Source organism: Pseudomonas sp. ICMP 10191, assembly GCF_001467335.1.
In the GTDB taxonomy this organism is placed as follows: Bacteria; Pseudomonadota; Gammaproteobacteria; order Pseudomonadales; family Pseudomonadaceae; genus Aquipseudomonas; species Aquipseudomonas cerasi.
Genome location: NZ_LKGW01000104.1, coordinates 88,832 through 106,702, shown reverse-complemented (window position 1 = coordinate 106,702; position 17,871 = coordinate 88,832). Strand labels below are relative to the sequence as shown.

General features: G+C 58.2%; 13 protein-coding genes and 1 tRNA gene. 3 read left to right on the top strand and 11 right to left on the bottom strand.

From position 1 onward, the window contains the following. Nucleotides 1-141 precede the first annotated feature (141 nt). The 6 genes from AO388_RS11570 to rpsU all read right to left on the bottom strand — a co-directional run bounded on the left by AO388_RS11570 (nt 142) and on the right by rpsU (nt 8,754). Nucleotides 142-1,209 carry a tyrosine-type recombinase/integrase gene (locus tag AO388_RS11570; RefSeq protein WP_058416483.1) on the bottom strand — a complete coding sequence of 356 codons (1,068 nt, stop codon included), beginning with the start codon at nt 1,207-1,209 and terminating at the stop codon, nt 142-144. A gap of 128 nt (nt 1,210-1,337) precedes the next feature. Continuing rightward, a tRNA-Ile gene (locus AO388_RS11565) sits at nt 1,338-1,414 on the bottom strand. A gap of 15 nt (nt 1,415-1,429) precedes the next feature. Next, nucleotides 1,430-3,916: a sensor domain-containing protein gene (locus AO388_RS11560; protein WP_058416482.1), complete on the bottom strand. Its 2,487-nt coding sequence runs from the start codon at nt 3,914-3,916 to the stop codon at nt 1,430-1,432. A 268-nt stretch (nt 3,917-4,184) separates the two neighbouring features. Next, the gene (rpoD, locus tag AO388_RS11555) at nt 4,185-6,035 is read right to left on the bottom strand and encodes an RNA polymerase sigma factor RpoD (protein ID WP_003411788.1); all 1,851 of its coding nucleotides are present in this window, start codon (nt 6,033-6,035) and stop codon (nt 4,185-4,187) included. Nucleotides 6,036-6,102: 67 nt separating this feature from the next. Continuing rightward, a complete protein-coding gene (dnaG, locus tag AO388_RS11550) occupies nt 6,103-8,058 on the bottom strand; it encodes a DNA primase (RefSeq protein ID WP_058416481.1) in 1,956 nt (651 codons plus the stop codon). A gap of 480 nt (nt 8,059-8,538) precedes the next feature. Continuing rightward, nucleotides 8,539-8,754: a 30S ribosomal protein S21 gene (gene rpsU / locus AO388_RS11545; RefSeq protein ID WP_002551877.1), complete on the bottom strand. Its 216-nt coding sequence runs from the start codon at nt 8,752-8,754 to the stop codon at nt 8,539-8,541. Nucleotides 8,755-8,952: 198 nt separating this feature from the next. Here rpsU and tsaD point away from each other — a divergent pair, with 198 nt between their 5' ends. Then, entirely contained in the window at nt 8,953-9,978 is a 1,026-nt protein-coding gene (tsaD, locus tag AO388_RS11540) for a tRNA (adenosine(37)-N6)-threonylcarbamoyltransferase complex transferase subunit TsaD (protein WP_003372796.1), read from the top strand. Between the two features lie 23 nt (nt 9,979-10,001). Here tsaD and plsY read toward each other — a convergent pair whose 3' ends face one another. Continuing rightward, a complete protein-coding gene (gene plsY, locus AO388_RS11535) occupies nt 10,002-10,571 on the bottom strand; it encodes a glycerol-3-phosphate 1-O-acyltransferase PlsY (RefSeq protein ID WP_024663250.1) in 570 nt (189 codons plus the stop codon). A gap of 74 nt (nt 10,572-10,645) precedes the next feature. Between plsY and folB the strand changes: the two genes are divergently transcribed. Then, entirely contained in the window at nt 10,646-10,999 is a 354-nt protein-coding gene (folB, locus tag AO388_RS11530) for a dihydroneopterin aldolase (protein WP_058416480.1), read from the top strand. After that, the gene (folK, locus tag AO388_RS11525) at nt 10,990-11,514 is read left to right on the top strand and encodes a 2-amino-4-hydroxy-6-hydroxymethyldihydropteridine diphosphokinase (RefSeq protein ID WP_003351503.1); all 525 of its coding nucleotides are present in this window, start codon (nt 10,990-10,992) and stop codon (nt 11,512-11,514) included. The genes folB and folK overlap by 10 nt, the downstream gene beginning before the upstream one ends. Before the next feature lie 119 nt (nt 11,515-11,633). Here folK and AO388_RS11520 read toward each other — a convergent pair whose 3' ends face one another. The 4 genes from AO388_RS11520 to AO388_RS11505 all read right to left on the bottom strand — a co-directional run bounded on the left by AO388_RS11520 (nt 11,634) and on the right by AO388_RS11505 (nt 17,835). Then, nucleotides 11,634-12,863, bottom strand: a complete 1,230-nt coding sequence (locus tag AO388_RS11520) for a multifunctional CCA addition/repair protein (protein ID WP_058416479.1) — start codon at nt 12,861-12,863, stop codon at nt 11,634-11,636. Nucleotides 12,864-12,960: 97 nt separating this feature from the next. Further along, nucleotides 12,961-14,523 (bottom strand): SpoVR family protein, encoded by a 1,563-nt coding sequence (locus AO388_RS11515; RefSeq protein WP_003433256.1) that lies wholly within the window; start codon nt 14,521-14,523, stop codon nt 12,961-12,963. After that, nucleotides 14,520-15,791, bottom strand: a complete 1,272-nt coding sequence (locus AO388_RS11510) for a YeaH/YhbH family protein (RefSeq protein WP_003433255.1) — start codon at nt 15,789-15,791, stop codon at nt 14,520-14,522. Before AO388_RS11510 ends, AO388_RS11515 begins: the two co-directional genes overlap by 4 nt. Nucleotides 15,792-15,912: 121 nt before the next feature. Further along, a complete protein-coding gene (locus tag AO388_RS11505; protein WP_003372786.1) occupies nt 15,913-17,835 on the bottom strand; it encodes a PrkA family serine protein kinase in 1,923 nt (640 codons plus the stop codon). Nucleotides 17,836-17,871: the final 36 nt, after the last annotated feature.

Here is a 17,871-nt window from a genome sequence, read left to right as displayed (position 1 = left end):
AGCTTCATCGTTGCGCAATCTCGTAAAACAATAGAGCCAGCTACGCTAGATGAGTTGCCCGGACGGTTACATCCCCGCGGCGCTCAGCCTGATTGGTCACGTTGACTGCAAGCGGGTGGGCAAGTCGATGCGATTACTCAATTAGGAGCGTCTTGCTTCTAGCTTATCCAGTTTGCTAACCAGATCCTCAGCGCGTAGGTGTGTGTATCGCTTGAGCATTTGCATTGACTTATGCCCGCTGATGGCCGACACCTCCTGATCAGAAAGACCACCCTCTACCAATCGGCTGACTGCCTCATGACGGAGGTCATGAAAGCGCAGGTCAGGCATTCCTAACTTAGTCCGCAGCTTGCCCCAAGTCTTGGTGAAGGCATAAGCGCTACGCTTACCCTCTTTGCCTGGCTCCCCAAAAAACACCAGGTCGCAATCGATTGGACGAACAGGGTTGCTCATCGCCAGTTGGAAGGTGTCGGTCGCTAACCGGGTGAGTGGCACGGTGCGAGCGCTATCGTTTTTTGTGTCAGAGAGGCGCACTACGCGCTTTGTCAGGTCGACCTGATGCCGGCGCAACGATGTTATCTCCGACGAGCGCATGCCGGTCTCCAGGGCGATTCGAACAATCCAACCAAGCATGGGATTACTGTGAGCATTCACTGCGGCCAGCAACCGACGTTCCTCTTCGGCAGATAGGCGTCGATCTCTGCCTTCGCCAGGGCTCGGTTTGCGAATGTTCAGCACCGGGTTGAAACTTAGCCCCAGCCCCCACTCCTGAATTGCGATGGTGTACAGGTGGCTCAGAAGGGCCAGCTCCAGACGCACGGTGTTGTTGCTTGTTGGCTTGCCACGACTGGTGATTGATGCCAGGCGCGTATCTCGGTAATTGGCAATGATTTCTGCGGAGAGTGCAGCCATCGAGTACTTGCCTAGATGGCTGATCAACTGCTGAGCTTTGGTTGCTTCGGCGCGCTGAGTTGTCGGTTTCTTCGTTGGGCTGATCTCGGCCAGATATCGCTTCAAAGCCATGGCTAACGTCATGCGCTCTGAACCGCTCCGCTGAATGTAAACGCCTCTGACCATTTCATCTTCTGTGCGACGGGCCCAGTCTTCGGCATCACGCTTTGTACGAAAGGTCTTCGCGTTGGCGGGCCAGCCGGTTTTCCGCACCAGGGCTTTCCAGGTGCCAGCGTCTGTTTTGACGATCGTGGCCATTCTATTTCTGCTCCAAAAACGTACCACGGTTTTGGCACTGTACTGATTTTGTACCTGTGGACCATAGGACTGGTCCAGCTGTTTTTATTGCAGGCAGCAAAAAGCCGCGCAATGCGCGGCTTTGAGTATGGTGGGCCCACACGGACTCGAACCGTGGACCAAAGGATTATGAGTCCTCTGCTCTAACCAACTGAGCTATGGGCCCTCAGTAGGTCGCGGATTATAACGGCGGTTTCGCGGCTGTGCTATCCGAAAAGTCCGAAAGATTCATGAGAAGAAATCTTGCGCAGAATTCTTCGGCGTCGAGGGGCAGGCTGACGATGTAGCCCTGGATCTGTTCGCAGCCTTCGCTGGTCAGAAATTGCTGCTGTTCGCTGTTCTCCACGCCCTCGGCGATCACGGTCAGTTGCAGGCTGCGCCCTAGCGCGATGATAGCGCGGACGATGGCGGCGTCGTGGGTGTCTTCGGGCAGGCCGCGGACGAAGGACTGGTCGATCTTGAGGATGTCCAGTGGCAAGCGTTTGAGGTAGCTCAGTGAAGAGTAGCCGGTGCCGAAGTCGTCGATCGCCAGTTGCACGCCGAGTGTTTTCAATTGGTGCAGCACGGCCAGCGCTTCCTGGGTCTGGCTCATGATGAAGTTTTCGGTGATTTCCAGTTGCAGGCAGCCGGGTTCGAGGCCGTTGTCCGTGAGCAGTTGTTCGATGCGTTCGAGCAGGTTGGTCTGGCGCAGTTGCGCGCCTGCCAGGTTCACCGACAACGGGCCGAACGGCTGACAGGTCTTGCGCCATACGCCCATCTGGCGGCAGGCCTGCTCCAGCGCCCAGTCGCCGATCTGCAGGATCATGCCGTTTTCTTCTGCCAGGGGAATGAAGTGCTCGGGCGGCACATCGCCAAAGGTCGGGTGGTTCCAGCGGATCAGGGCTTCTGCGCCTGCCAGTGTGTGGGTCGTCAGGTTGATTTTGGGCTGGTAGGCCAACGTCAGTTGATTGCGCTCCAGGGCTCTTCTCAGCTCCTGCTCGAGGGCGATGCGCTCGCTGGCCTGGTCACTGAGGTCGCAGGTATAGCTTTCGACCCGGTTGCGGCCTTTTGCCTTGGAGCGGTACATCGCCGCGTCGGCATTTTTGACCAGCGTGGCTACGTCTGTGCCGTCGGTGGGGAACACGCAACTGCCGATGCTGGGGCTGATGTAGAGCTCATGTTCGCCAGCCTCGAAGGGCGTGTTGAAGCAGGCCAGTAATTTATTGGCGATGGCTTGTGCGTCGCTGGCTTGCAGCAGGCCGGGCAGTAGAACGATGAACTCGTCGCCGCCCAGGCGTGCGACGGTGTCGATGTCGCGCAGGGTTTCCTTGAGCCGGTGTGCGATGCCTTTCAGCAGCAGGTCGCCGACCGGGTGGCCCAGGCTGTCATTGATGTGCTTGAAGCGATCCAGATCGAGGAACAGAACTGCGCCGAGGCTGCCGGATTCTTCGCTGTGCAGCAGAGCGGCCTGAAGCCGGTTCTCGAACAGTGTTCGGTTGGGCAGGCCAGTGAGCGGATCATGATGGGCCTGATAGTCGAGGCGCGCCTGGGCATGTTTGAGGCTGGAAATGTCGGCGAAGACGGCGACGAAGTGGGTCAGGAGGTTGTCCTTGTTGCGCACGGCACTGATGGTCAGCCAGCTCGGGTAAAGCTCGCCGTTCTTGCGGCGGTTGCTGATTTCACCCTGCCAGTGGCCCTCGGCCGCCAGTTGGTGCCACATCGCGGCGTAGAACGCGCTGTCGTGTTGGCCAGAGGCAAGCAGGCGAGGAGTTTTGCCGATGGCTTCACTTTCGCTGTAGCCAGTGATTTCCGTGAATGCACGGTTGACGGCGCTGATGGTCTGGTCGGTATTGGTGATGAGCACTCCTTCGGCAGTGCTCTCGAAAACGGTGGCCGCCAGATGGAGTTTCTCCTGCATTTGCCTGCTTTCGGTGATATCCCGGGTAGTCGTCAGCAGACAGTCTTCACCGGCAATGATGACGGGTTGAGATGACAGCTCGCACAGTCGAACATCGCCATTGCTGTTACGAATCCGGACCCGCAGATCCCTGACAAAACCATGTTGTTTCATTTGCTCGATGAGTCTTGAGCGTTCGCTGAGGTCAACCCAGATGCCCAGGTCGAATGTCGAGTGGTCAAGGCAGTACTTTTCGCTATACCCGGTCAAGCGGCAGAACCCTTCGTTGACCTCCAGCAGCATGCCGTCCTGCTGCCGGGTAATCGCCATCCCGTCAGGCGAGGCATGAAAGGCTTTGGCGAACTTCTCTTCGGAAAGCTGCAATTGTTGCCGGGCCTGTTTGAGCTGGGTGATGTCACGCACTATCACCAGCACGGCAGGTATCGGGCTATGCTCGAACGGTTGGGCGGACATGAGCCCTGAAAAGGTTTCGCCGTTTCTGCGCCGAAAGGGTATCTCCAGATTATGGATATCGCCGGTCTGCAATTGCAGCAAGACTTTTGGGCCGATGCCTGGCACTGCCCACAGATTCAGTTCTGTCGGTGTCTTACCAATTACTTCATCAAGGGGGATGCCGGTTCGCTCTACGAACGCCTCGTTGGCATCCATGATGTGCCCGTCAGCAAGGCTGACGATAAGCATGGCATCCGGGCATTGAGCGAAGATCGAGGCGAATTTTCCTTCGGACAGGCATGACGCTTCCCGGTCACTTTTGTTGATTACTCCACGCATATGCGGCTTACGTCCGTGTCTGACTATCGCTGATGATGGTGTGGCGTAACCCTGTAACTTCAATGATCCAAGGCTTGATTTGAAGAACGCTGTTGTCTGGTGTGATACATAGTTGTAGGTCAATTTGTCAGGCGCTGCAATTAGACTGACGTCTGACCTCTTCTTGTTTTGGTCAATTGACGATTGGGCCTGCAAAGTTTGAATTTTCTTCTGCCCGGAAACGCAAAACCCCCGGCATGCCGGGGGTCTTGTTGACTCGCTGGTGCGATTACTCGTCGAGGAACGAGCGCAGGTGCTCGCTTCTTGTCGGGTGACGCAGCTTGCGCAGTGCCTTGGCTTCGATCTGACGAATCCGCTCGCGGGTTACGTCGAACTGCTTACCAACCTCTTCAAGGGTGTGGTCGGTATTCATATCGATGCCGAAACGCATGCGCAGAACCTTGGCTTCACGGGCAGTAAGCCCCGACAGCACTTCGCGTGTCGCTTCTTTCAGGCTTTCGACAGTGGCGACATCGATTGGCGACTGCATGGTCGAGTCTTCGATGAAGTCACCCAGGTGCGAATCTTCGTCGTCACCGATCGGGGTTTCCATGGAGATCGGCTCTTTTGCGATCTTCAATACCTTGCGGATTTTATCCTCAGGCATTTCCATGCGTTCACCCAACTCTTCCGGGGTCGGTTCGCGACCCATTTCCTGCAACATCTGCCGGGAAATACGGTTGAGTTTGTTGATCGTCTCGATCATGTGCACCGGAATACGAATGGTGCGTGCCTGGTCGGCAATCGAGCGAGTGATCGCCTGACGGATCCACCAGGTGGCATAGGTCGAGAACTTGTAGCCACGACGGTATTCGAACTTGTCCACAGCCTTCATCAAGCCGATGTTGCCTTCCTGGATCAGATCGAGGAATTGCAGGCCACGGTTGGTGTACTTCTTGGCGATGGAGATCACCAGACGCAGGTTCGCTTCAACCATCTCTTTCTTCGCGCGGCGGGCCTTGGCCTCACCGATCGACATGCGACGGTTGATGTCCTTGATCTCGGCGATTTTCAGGCCGGTCTCTTCTTCCAGTGCGGACAGCTTCTGCTGGCAACGCTGGATGTCAGGCTGCAGGCGACCGATGGCTTCGGCGTATTTGCTCTTGCCCTTGGCCAGTGCGTCAGTCCAGCTTTCGTCAACTTCGTTGCCCGGGAACTGGCGCAGGAAGTCGGCGCGCGGCATACGTGCATCACGTACACACAGCTGCATGATGGCGCGTTCCTGGGCACGAAGACGCTCAAGGGCACCGCGTACACGCTCCACCAGGCCTTCAAACTGTTTTGGAACCAGTTTGATCGGCATGAACAGTTCGGCCAGTGCAACCATTTCGGCAATGGCGTGCTTGTCGTCGCGACCAAATTTCTTCAGGGCCTTGCGGGTGATTTCCATTTGATCGGAAACCGCACCGAAGCGCTGCTGGGCGATGACCGGATCAGGACCGCTCTCGACTTCGTCTTCTTCGTCGCTGGCGTCTGCCGACTCTTCCTCGTCGTCATCGGCACCTTCGGCCTTGACGGCCTTGGGGTCGACAGGCGGCGGGACTTCGGCAGGCGGCGCAATGCCGTCGTCCGGGTCGATATAGCCACTCAGAACATCGGAAAGGCGACCGCCTTCACTGGTGACGCGTGTGTATTCGGAGAGAATGTGGTCAACCGTGCCTGGGAAGTGCGCGATTGCGCCCATCACTTCACGGATGCCTTCTTCGATACGTTTGGCGATTTCGATTTCGCCTTCACGGGTCAGAAGTTCAACGGTGCCCATTTCCCGCATGTACATACGAACAGGATCGGTGGTACGACCGATGTCGGTTTCGACCGCTGCCAACGCTGCAGCCGCTTCTTCTGCGGCTGCCTCGTCGGTATCGGCGTCGGCCAGCATCAAGGCGTCCGCATCCGGAGCACTCTCGTGTACCGGGATCCCCATGTCGTTGATCATGCGGATGATGTCTTCCACCTGCTCGGGATCTGAAATATCCTCGGGCAAGTGGTCGTTGACCTCTGCGTAAGTCAGATACTTCTGCTCACGACCCAGGGTGATCAACTCTTTGATACGAGATTGCTGTTGCGCTTTTCCGGACATAACACCCTATCCACTGAAGGTCTTGGCGGGCAAAAAACAAGCCGAGGATTATACCCGAGCTATGACCTCACGCGCCAGTTGAGGTCGGGGTTTGTGCGGGAACATTGCGATTTAGCAGTTCCCTAAGCTGAATTTTCTCTTCTGCGCTCAGCTCGGTCTGCCGAGCCTTGCTGATCAGATGTTCCAGACTGCGCTCGCGTTGGCGAGCGGATAAGCTAGTTATAGTGTCGAAAAACTGTTGTTCAAGGTTGTCGGCCTCAATCAGCCATTCCTTTTCTGCCAGTGCGCGCAGCAAACGACCCTGCTCAGTCCCGTGCCATCGCGCTATCAACTGTAACGACCGAAGGTTCGGATTCTTTTGCCTGGCCTCGATAAGAGCGACCAGCAGTTGTGCGTTGGATTGGTCTTCTGCAGCGAAATGGCTGGCATTTTCGACCTTTTCCGCCAATTCGGGGTGATGCAGCAAGGTTCTCAGTGCGGCCTGCATGGGCGGCTCGACGGCGGTGGGTACACGCGGCGTTCGATGTTCGAAGTCCTGGCGCTTGCCTTTTTTGCCCCAGGATTTGTTGTCCCATTTTTTTTGATTCGGACCGCCGGTTTTCTTCTGCGTCCATTCCTGTTGAGGCTCGTAACCGCCTTGTGGCTGGTAATCGGCAAAATCAGGCATGGCGTCGTAGTCGACATACGGGTCGTAACTCGGTGGCGCCTCCGCTGGCGCGCTCTGCACCAGCTGGCTGACGGCCTCGCCGGTCAGCCCGGTAATTTCGGTCAGGCGCTGACGCATCAGAATGCGCAGGTTCGCGCCGGGCACCTTGTCGATCAATGGCGCCGCGAGGGTGGCCATGTGCGCCTTGCCCTCCAGCGAGCGCGGGTCGGACTCTTTGGTCAGTTGCTCGAAAAAATAATCGGCCAGCGGCTGCGCGTGCTGATTGATACGTGCCTTGAACGCATCGGTGCCCTCGGAGCGCACCAGCGTGTCCGGGTCTTCGCCCTCGGGAAGAAACAGAAAGCGCGCCCGGCGTCCGTCCTGCAGGTTCGACAGGGTCGCTTCCAGCGCCCGCCACGCGGCGTTACGCCCGGCCTGATCGCCGTCGAAGCAGAACAGCACGTTGGGCACGACCCTGAACAGGCGCTTCAAGTGCTCTTCGCTGGTCGCAGTACCCAGCGTCGCCACGGCATTGCGCAAGCCTTGCTGGGCCAGGGCGATGACGTCCATGTAGCCTTCGACGACGATGATTTCATCGAGGTTGCGATTGAATTTGCGCGCCTCGAACAGCCCGTACAGCTCCTGACCCTTGTGGAAAACCGGTGTTTCCGGGGAGTTCAGGTACTTGGGTTTGTCATCACCCAGTACGCGGCCGCCAAAGGCAATGACACGCCCGCGTGAATCGCGAATCGGAAACATCACCCGGTCGCGGAAGCGGTCGTAGCGTTTGCCGGTTTCGGCGTTCTCGATCAGCAGGCCGGCATCGATCATCACCTTTTGCTGCAATGAGTCGCTGCTCAGGTGCTTGTACAGGTTGTCCCAGCCGGGAGGGGCGAAGCCCAGGCCAAAGTCCCTGGCGATTTCGCCGGACAGCCCGCGGCCCTTGAGGTAATCCACCGCAGCCTTGCGTGACGGGTGGCTTTTCAGGGCCTGACGGTAGAACTCGGCTGCGGCGGTCAGCAGCGGGTAGAGCGGGGAGTCGGTCGGTTGCCGGGGCTTCTGGCCTTTTACGCTCTGTTCGCGAGGCACTTCCATGCCGGCGGCCTTGGCCAGGTCCTCGACGGCCTGGGGAAAGTCCAGGTTGTCGTGGTCCATGATGAAGCCGAGCGCGTTTCCACCTGCGCCGCAACCGAAGCAGTAATAGAACTGCTTGTCCGGGCTGACGCTGAAAGACGGTGTCTTCTCTTTGTGGAACGGACAGCACGCGGTGTAATTCTTCCCGGCTTTCTTGAGCTGCACGCGCGAGCTGACAACATCGACTATATCGGTGCGGTTCAGAAGGTCGTCGATAAAGCTCTGGGGAATCAGCCCGGCCATGGCGTTCTCATCATTCAAGCGTGGTGCAAAAGTATCGGATGACTCTACGAGCGTTCCGTCAGCCTGTCAGCCGTCTTTTTGAAGACGTTGGCAATAAACGGGCACGTCTTTGCATCCGAAGGACGGTGTTGGCCTGAAAGGGATAAAGCTTGATCCCGCGAGTGGATCAGAAAGGCCGCAAGCTTCGTTGTCCACGAGAAGTGGTCAGAGCCTGAAGGCACGGAAGACGCTGCCTTGGCTGAGCTTCTTGCGAAGTCATCAAGGCATACTCGTCTGTTCATCGGTCGATGTGCTGCCCGAGTGGGCATGACCGATGTAGCCTGTGAACAGGCTGGACGTGCTTGACTGACATATCCGAGTCGCATCGGCGGCCTGGACAGGATCAATCAATAAAGCGAACGCAAAACAGCGAAGCTGTAACTGCCGACAGCCCGGCTGGTTGGCCGGGCAAGGCAGAAGCTTGCGACGAAGGTCTGTAAATTAATACAGACGAACGGCGCGGCGCTGTTCGCGCTGGACTTTCTTGGCGTGGCGTTTGACAGCAGCTGCTGCCTTGCGCTTACGCTCCGAAGTCGGCTTCTCGTAAAATTCGCGGCTACGAACTTCAGCCAGAACACCGGCTTTTTCGCAGGAGCGCTTGAAACGACGCAGAGCTACGTCGAAGGGTTCGTTCTCTTTAACTTTGACGGCTGGCATCCAGAGCTACCTTCATTCATTACCGGGGTCAACGCTCAGTGCAAACACTGCACAAAAGTACGTCGGTTTTTAAGGGTTGCGGATGTTAACCCCTCATTGAGAGGAATGCAAAGCCTCTGATCGAAAACCGCTGGTCGGCACCTCGGTCGGCGACTATTATGCGCGCCTTCAAATCTGCCCCCTACAAGGCGCAACCCCATGCTAGTACTGGGATTAGAAACCTCCTGCGACGAAACCGGCGTCGCATTGTACGACAGCGAACGCGGTTTGCTTGCGGACGCATTATTCAGCCAGATCGACCTGCATCGTGCCTATGGCGGTGTGGTGCCGGAGCTGGCTTCACGCGATCACGTCAAGCGCATGCTGCCCCTTATTCGCCAGACACTGGCCGAGGCGGACTGCGTGGCCACGGATATCGACGCCATTGCCTACACGGCCGGCCCTGGATTGGTCGGCGCCTTGCTGGTCGGCGCTTCGTGCGCTCAGGCGCTGGCATTCGCCTGGGATATCCCGGCGCTGGGCGTGCATCACATGGAAGGTCATCTGCTGGCGCCGATGCTGGAAGAAAACCCGCCACAGTTCCCGTTCGTCGCCTTGCTGGTGTCCGGCGGTCATACGCAGCTGGTGCGCGTCGACGGCATAGGTCAGTACGAGCTGCTGGGCGAGACCCTGGATGATGCCGCAGGCGAGGCCTTCGACAAGACCGCGAAGATGATGGGCATGCAGTACCCCGGCGGCCCGGAGATTTCAAAGGCGGCCATGCAGGGCGTGGCGGGGCGCTTTGTCTTCCCTCGGCCGATGACTGATCGGCCCGGGCTGGAATTCAGCTTCAGCGGCCTGAAAACCTCAGCGCTCAACACCTGGCAGCAATGCCGGAACGCTGGAGACGACAGTGAGCAAACCCGCTGCGACATCGCTCTGGCCTTCCAGCAGGCGGTAGTGGAGACTTTGACCATCAAGTGCAAGCGCGCGCTCAAGCAGACCGGCCTCAAGAGCCTGGTGATTGCCGGTGGCGTGAGCGCCAACAAGGCACTGCGCGCCTCGCTGGAAAGCATGCTTGGCGACTTGCGCGGGCATGTCTATTACGCACGGCCCGAGTTTTGTACCGATAACGGCGCCATGATTGCGTTTGCCGGTTGTCAGCGTTTGCAGGCCGGACAGAAGGAAGATTTGAGCATCAGCGTGCAGGCGCGCTGGCCCATGGAGCAGTTGTCGGGGCTGTGACGGCAGGCGAGGTGGGTTACGCCTCAGAAATGTCGTTCGCGCCCGGCGAGCAGGTCGCGTAGATTGCCGCGATGGCGCCAGACGATGAGCAGGGTCAACACGCTCATCGGCAGCAACGCATGAGGCTCCTGCCACGCCAGCAACGGCAGGGTCAGGGGTGTGGCGATCAGGGCTGCGAGCGAGCTGGTGCGGGTCAGGTACAGCGTCAGCAGCCAGGCGACTATCGCCAGGGCGGCGGCAGGCGGATACAGGCCCAGCAGCACACCGGCGGCGGTCGCTACGCCTTTGCCGCCGCGAAAGCGGAAGTACAACGGGAACAGATGGCCCAGCACCGCACACACGCCGATCCAGCCCTGCTGTGCGGTGTCCATGTTCCAGGCGCTGGCGATCAGGATCGGCACCAGGCCTTTGCAGAGGTCGCCGAACAGGGTCAGGATGGCGAGTTTTTTTCCGGCCAGACGCAGCATGTTGGTCGCGCCAGCATTGCCGGAGCCACTGGCGCGCGGGTCCGGCCTGCCGCTCAGGCGGCTGAGCAGAATGGCGAAGGACAGCGAGCCAAGCAGGTAGGCGAAGGTGGCCAGTAACCAAAACATGCGAACCATTCCGGGCGAGGATGCCCTGATTCTAACGGCGCATCGCGCCCTTGTCGTGCAGTGGAGAGTAGTGCTTGGACAGAGTTTTCATCGAGGGCCTTGAGTTCGATACGGTCATTGGCGCCTATGACTGGGAGCGCGGCATTCGTCAGTGCCTGCGTCTTGACCTCAGCTTCGCCTGGGACAATCGCCCCGCAGCTGCTGGGGACGATCTGAGCAAGGCTCTCGACTACGCCAGTGTCTCGACCCGTATTCAGGCGTTCGCCGAGCAGGCACAGTTCCAGCTGGTGGAGACCTTCGCCGAGCGACTGGCTGAAGTGCTGATGGGTGAATTCAATATTCCCTGGCTGCGCCTGAAACTGACCAAGCCCGGTGCTGTAGCGGCCGCTGCCGGTGTGGGCGTGGAGATCGAGCGCGGATGTCGCTGACGCGGATTTTCCTCGGCCTGGGGAGCAACATCGAGCGCGAGCGCCACTTGGTAGCGGGGCTTGATGCGCTGGATGGCTTCCTGACCGACCTGAGCTGTTCGCCGGTTTTTGAAAGCCATGCCGTGGGTATCAAGAGCGGGCCGTTCTTCAACCTCGTGGTGTCGGCGCTGACCGATCTGCCCTTGATGGAACTGGATCGGCGCCTGAAATTCATCGAAGCGGACAATGGCCGCTACGCCCCGGATCGCAAAGGGTTGCCGCTGGATATCGATGTGCTGCTGTACGGCGAGCAGGTCGGTAATTTCGACGGGTTGATTCTGCCGAGGGCGGAAATCTTAAAGAATGCCTTCGTGCTGCGCCCATTGGCGTTGATCGCCCCTGAACGTCTGCATCCTGGTGTAGGGATTGCCTTCAGCAAACTTTGGGCTGATGCGCAGATTGATCAGCAGCTTTGGCCGGTGGCGTTCGAGTGGCGGGGGCTGGCACTGACGCCTGAGGATTTGCTGCGTAGCTGAGCGTGTCCGCGCCTTCCCGCTCTAACGCTTCTCGTGCCAAGGCTGAAGATCGGACGCAGAGCGTCCAGGGCTGCGCTACCACGCGGAGCGTGGGAGCGATAACCGTGCACAAGAGCCTGTCAGGCGATGTGCTCAGCCTTGTAGGTTTTCAGTGCCTTCAAACGCTCGTTTTTCAGCGCATCACCCAGTTCCTTGCCCTTCAGACCCTGTTCCAGCAGCGGCTGTACTGATACCGCGCGTGCGGCCTCGGCTGCGCCGCGCAGGTAACCGGCCTGTGGATAACTGCGTTGTTCAAAGCCGTGACGTCCTCGCGCGTCCATCTCGCACGCCGCAATGAACTCTTCAAAACGCTGCGGGCGGCGGTAGACGTCGAAGCTTTGCAGCAGCTCCAGCAGGGTCGAGGGTTTCAGCTCCAGCGCTCGGTGGCCGTGGGTGTGGTACTGGCCGACCAGCAGCGCCAGTTCCTGGCAGTCCCTGGGTACACGAAAACGCTCGTTCACCACTTTTATCAGGCGCAGGCCGGTGTGCTCATGGGCGATGTGCCTTGGCCATTCGGCTTCCGGCGTCAGCCCTTTGCCGAGGTCGTGCAGCAGGCAGGCCCAGCGCACCGTTAGCGGGTGTTTGTGGCGTGCGGACTGTTCGAGGACGCTGAGCACGTGTACACCGGTGTCTATTTCCGGGTGATGCGCCGCCGGCTGCGGTACGCCAAACAACGCTTCGATCTCCGGCATCAGCTCCTTGAGCGCGCCGCAATCGTGCAGCACCTGAATGAACACCTGGGGCTGTTCCTCCATGAGTGCGCGAGAGATCTCTTTCCAGCTTCGCTCGGCAGTCAGCGCCTTGAGTTCGCCCGATTCACTGAGCTGTCGCATCAGCCCAAGGGTCTCGGGGGCAATGGTAAAACCGTAACCGGCGTAACGTGCGGCGAATCGGGCCACGCGCAAGACCCTGAGCGGATCTTCGGCGAATGCGGGGGAAACGTGACGCAATATCCGCGCTTCCAGGTCCTTCTGGCCGTTGTAGGGATCGGTTAAATTACCGTCCTTGTCTTCCGCCATGGCGTTGATCGTCAGGTCACGCCGAATCAAATCCTGCTCAAGCGTCACCTCGGGGCTGGCGTGGAAAACAAAGCCTCCGTAGCCCACGCCGCTCTTGCGCTCGGTGCGCGCCAGCGCGTATTCCTCATTGGTCAGCGGATGCAGAAACACCGGGAAATCTGTACCGACCGGACGATAGCCCTTGATCAGCATGTCCTCGGTGCTTGCGCCGACCACGACCCAGTCGATGTCCGTGACAGGTTGACCCAGAAGACGGTCTCGTACAGCACCGCCCACTTTATAAATCTGCATAAAAAACCTCCGTAAGCGCGACAGGATAAACCTTGTGCCGTGCTTGCGGAGGCTAAAGCTGAATGAATAGGCGTTTTAAGCGCTATTGCCCTGGCGCTTAAAGGTGGACGACCGCCATATCAAGCCGGGGATATTCACTGTCGGCATGCTCGCCTTTTGGGGGGACGTGATGGGTCTTGACCACTTGATCGCCCTGCAAGGTTTCCAGGTGGATGTCAAAGCCCCACAGCCGGTGCAGGTGTTTGAGCACCTCGTCTGTCGATTCACCGAGCGGTTTGCGATTGTGCTGTTGGTGGCGCAGGGTCAGCGAACGGTCGCCTCGGCGGTCGATGCTGTAGATCTGCACATTGGGCTCCCGATTGCCCAGGTTGTACTGCGCAGCAAGTATCTCGCGGATGGTTCGGTAGCCGTTTTCATCATGAATGGCGGGCACCAGCAAGTCATCCTGCTGGTCGTCGTCCATGATGCTGAACAGTTTCAGGTCGCGAATCACCTTGGGCGACAGGTACTGGAGGATGAAGCTCTCATCCTTGAAGCTGGTCATCGCAAACTTGATCGCCGTCAGCCAGTCAGTGCCGGCGATTTCCGGAAACCACTGCCGGTCTTCATCGGTAGGGTTTTCGCACATCCGGCGGATGTCCTGATACATGGCAAAGCCCAGCGCGTAGGGATTGATGCCGCTGTAGTAGGGGCTGTCAAAACCGGGCTGAAAAATCACGCTGGTGTGCGACTGCAGGAACTCCATCATGAAGCCGTCAGTGACCAGCCCTTCGTCGTACAGGTCATTCATCAGCGTGTAATGCCAGAACGTTGCCCAGCCTTCGTTCATCACCTGGGTCTGGCGCTGTGGATAAAAGTACTGCGCGATCTTGCGCACGATGCGCACCACTTCACGCTGCCAGGGCTCCAGCAGCGGAGCGTGTTTCTCGATGAAATAGAGAATGTTTTCCTGCGGCTCGGCCGGGAAGCGTGCATTGTCTTCCTTGCTGCTTTTGTCGGCATTTTTCGGGATCGTGCGCCAAAGATCGTTGATCTGCCGCTGAAGGTGCTCCTCACGGTCCTTCTGCCGACGGCGCTCCTCTTCGGCGGAAATCGGGTACGGGCGCTTGTAACGATCCACACCGTAGTTCATCAACGCATGGCAGGAGTCGAGCAAGTCCTCCACGGCATCGATGCCATGGCGTTCCTCGCACTGCATGATGTACTGCTTGGCGAACACCAGGTAATCGATGATCGAGCTGGCGTCGGTCCAGGTCCGAAACAGGTAGTTGCCCTTGAAGAAACTGTTGTGGCCATAGCACGCATGGGCCACGACCAGCGCCTGCATGCAGATGGTGTTTTCTTCCATCAGGTAGGCAATACACGGGTCCGAGTTGATGACGATCTCGTAGGCCAGGCCCATCTGGCCGCGAGAATAGGACTTTTCCGTGCTGAGGAAGTGTTTGCCGTAGGACCAATGGTGATAGCCCAGCGGCATGCCCACCGAAGCATAGGCGTCCATCATCTGCTCGGCCGTGATCACTTCGATCTGGTTGGGGTAGGTATCCAGCGCATACCGCTCGGCAATCCTGCCGATTTCGCGGTCGTAGGCGCGGATCAGTTCGAATGTCCACTCTGACCCCGTGGAAAGGGGTTGGCGCTTCTGCTCTCTGGCGGTCATGACACTAACCTTCGCTGAAAGAGTTCGCGGAATACCGGATAGATATCACCGGCAGAGACCAGCTGTTGCTGGGCAAACGTGTCGGCAAAATCTTCACCGATGCGTTCGTATTCATACCACAAGGCCTGGTGCTCGCGCGGCGTGATTTCCACGTACGTGTAGTACTGCACGAAAGGCATGATCTGTTTGGTGAGAATTTCCCGGCAGATGGGCGAATCGTCGTTCCAGTTGTCGCCATCCGACGCCTGTGCCGCGTAGATATTCCAGTCACTGCTCGGGTAGCGTGCGGCCATGATTTCCTGCATCAGTTTCAAGGCGCTGGAAACGATGGTGCCGCCGGTTTCCCGGGAATAGAAAAACTCTTCCTCGTCCACTTCGCGGGCGCTGGTGTGGTGACGAATGAAGACCACGTCGATCTTGTCGTAGTTACGTTTGAGGAACAGGTACAGCAGAATGAAAAAACGCTTGGCGATGTCCTTGGTCGCCTGAGTCATGGAGCCGGAGACGTCCATCAGGCAAAACATGACCGCTTTGGAGCTGGGGTTGGGTTGTTTGACCAGCAGGTTGTACTTGAGGTCGAAGGTGTCGAGGTAGGGCACACGACGGATGCGTGCTTTCAGTCGGTCGATCTCTACTTCCAGTTCCTGAATATCACCGAAGTTATCCGGCTCTTCACGCTTCATGCGCTCAAGCTCGGTAGTGGCCTCCCTGAGTTTCGCGCGACTGCTGCCGGACAGCGCGATGCGCCGTGCGTGCGCCGAGCGCAGGGTACGGATGATGTTGATCCGCGAAGGATTGCCTTCGTTACTGATCCCGGCACGCACGGTCTTGAAGGTGTCGGTGCCGGTCAGGTTGCGCTTGACCAGGTTCGGCAGCTCAAGGTCTTCGAACATGAACTCGAGAAACTCCTCCTGAGTGATCTGAAACGAAAACTCATCCATCCCTTCGCCGGAATTGCCCGCCTTGCCGGGGCCCTTGCCGCCACCGCCGCCTTGAGGGCGGGCGATGTGCTCACCTGTGGTGAACTCCTTGTTGCCAGGATGAACAACGGTCTGCTTGCCGCCGCGACCGTGGTGCAGGACCGGTTCGTCGATGTCACGCCCGGGAATGCTGATCTGCTCGCCGTGTTCCATATCAGTGATGGAGCGACGGCTGACTGCTTCCTCCACTGCTTTCTTGATGTGGTCACGGTAACGCCGCAGAAACCGCTGCCGGTTTACCGTGCTCTTGTTCTTGCCGTTGAGACGTCGGTCGATCACATAGCTCATAGGCTCCTCCGGGGAGCTTCAAGTTGTAAGCATCAAGCTGCAGGCGAGCATGCGATCGATCCCGAGCCCGGGTCTCGATCGCTTTTCGCCTGCAGCTGATAGCTTGAAGCTTGCAGCTGCTTTACTGCGATTTCCGCACGCGCAGATACCATTCGGAAAGCAGACGTACCTGCTTGTCCGTGTAGCCCCTCTCGACCATTCGTGTCACGAAGTCGTTGTGCTTCTGCTGATCCTCTTTGCTGGCCTTGGCATTGAAGCTGATGACGGGCAGGAGATCCTCGGTGTTGGAGAACATTTTCTTCTCGATCACCACCCGCAGCTTCTCGTAGCTGAGCCAGGTAGGATTCTTGCCATTGTTGTTGGCGCGGGCACGCAGCACGAAGTTGACGATTTCGTTGCGGAAATCTTTCGGGTTGCTTATGCCAGCCGGTTTCTCGATCTTTTCCAGTTCCTCGTTCAAGGCGACGCGGTTGAGGATCTCGCCGGTTTCCGGATCGCGGTATTCCTGATCCTGAATCCAGAAGTCCGCATACAACACGTAGCGGTCGAAAATGTTCTGACCGTACTCGCTGTAGGATTCCAGGTACGCCGTCTGGATTTCCTTGCCGATGAACTCGATATAGCGCGGTGCCAGGTATTCCTTGATAAAGCGCAGATAGCGTTCGCGCGTTTCGGCAGGGAATTGCTCCTGTTCGATCTGCTGTTCCAGTACGTAAAGCAGATGCACCGGGTTGGCCGCGATTTCGTGCGGATCGAAGTTGAAGACCTTGGACAGGATCTTGAACGCGAAACGGGTCGACAGGCCATTCATGCCTTCGTCGACGCCCGCGCTGTCGCGGTATTCCTGAATCGACTTGGCTTTCGGGTCGGTGTCTTTCAGGTTCTCGCCGTCATACACGCGCATCTTGGAGTAGATGTTGGAGTTGTCCGGCTCCTTGAGGCGCGACAGTGTGGTGAACTGCGCGAGCATTTTCAGAGTGTCCGGCGCGCAATGCGCCTTGGACAGCGAGCTGTTGAACAGCAGCTTGTCGTAAATCTTGATCTCGTCGCTGACACGCAGGCAGTACGGCACCTTCACGATGTAGATACGGTCGATGAAGGCTTCGTTGTTCTTGTTGTTGCGGAAGCTGTGCCATTCCGATTCGTTGGAGTGCGCCAGCAGGATACCGTTGAACGGGATCGCGCCCAGCCCTTCGGTACTGTTGTAGTTGCCTTCCTGGGTTGCGGTGAGCAGCGGGTGAAGGACCTTGATCGGCGCCTTGAACATCTCGACGAATTCCATCAGGCCCTGGTTGGCCCGGCACAGCGCGCCCGAGTAGCTATAGGCATCGGCGTCGTTCTGCGGGAATTCTTCCAGTTTGCGGATATCCACTTTGCCGACCAGCGCAGAGATGTCCTGGTTGTTTTCATCGCCGGGTTCGGTTTTCGCCACGGCAATCTGGTTGAGAATAGAAGGGTAGAGCTTCACGACCTTGAACTGGCTGATATCACCGCCGAATTCGGCCAGGCGTTTGGTTGCCCAGGGCGACATGATGGTGCTCAGGTAGCGTCGTGGAATCCCGAAGTCTTCTTCGAGAATCGCGCCGTCCTCGGTGGCGTTGAACAAGCCCAAGGGCGATTCGAAGACGGGCGAGCCCTTGATGGCGTAGAACGGTACTTTTTCGATCAGTTGCTTGAGTTTTTCCGCCAGGGACGATTTACCGCCGCCCACCGGGCCGAGCAGATACAGGATTTGCTTCTTCTCTTCCAGGCCTTGGGCGGCATGGCGGAAATACGAAACGATCTGGTCGATGCATTCTTCCATTCCGTGGAAGTCGGCAAAGGCCGGATAGCGGCGTATGACCTTGTTGGAGAAAATGCGCGACAGCCTGGAGTTGGTGGAGGTATCCACCAGTTCAGGTTCGCCTATAGCCAGCAGAAGGCGTTCTGCGGCAGAGGCATAGGCGCTGCGATCCTGTTTGCAGAGCTCCAGATACTCCTGTAGCGAGAGCTCTTCTTGCCTCGTGCTTTCGAAGCGTTGTTGGAAGTGGCTGAATATACTCATGACGTCACCTCGCTCGATACGTGGAGCCGGCGGCGG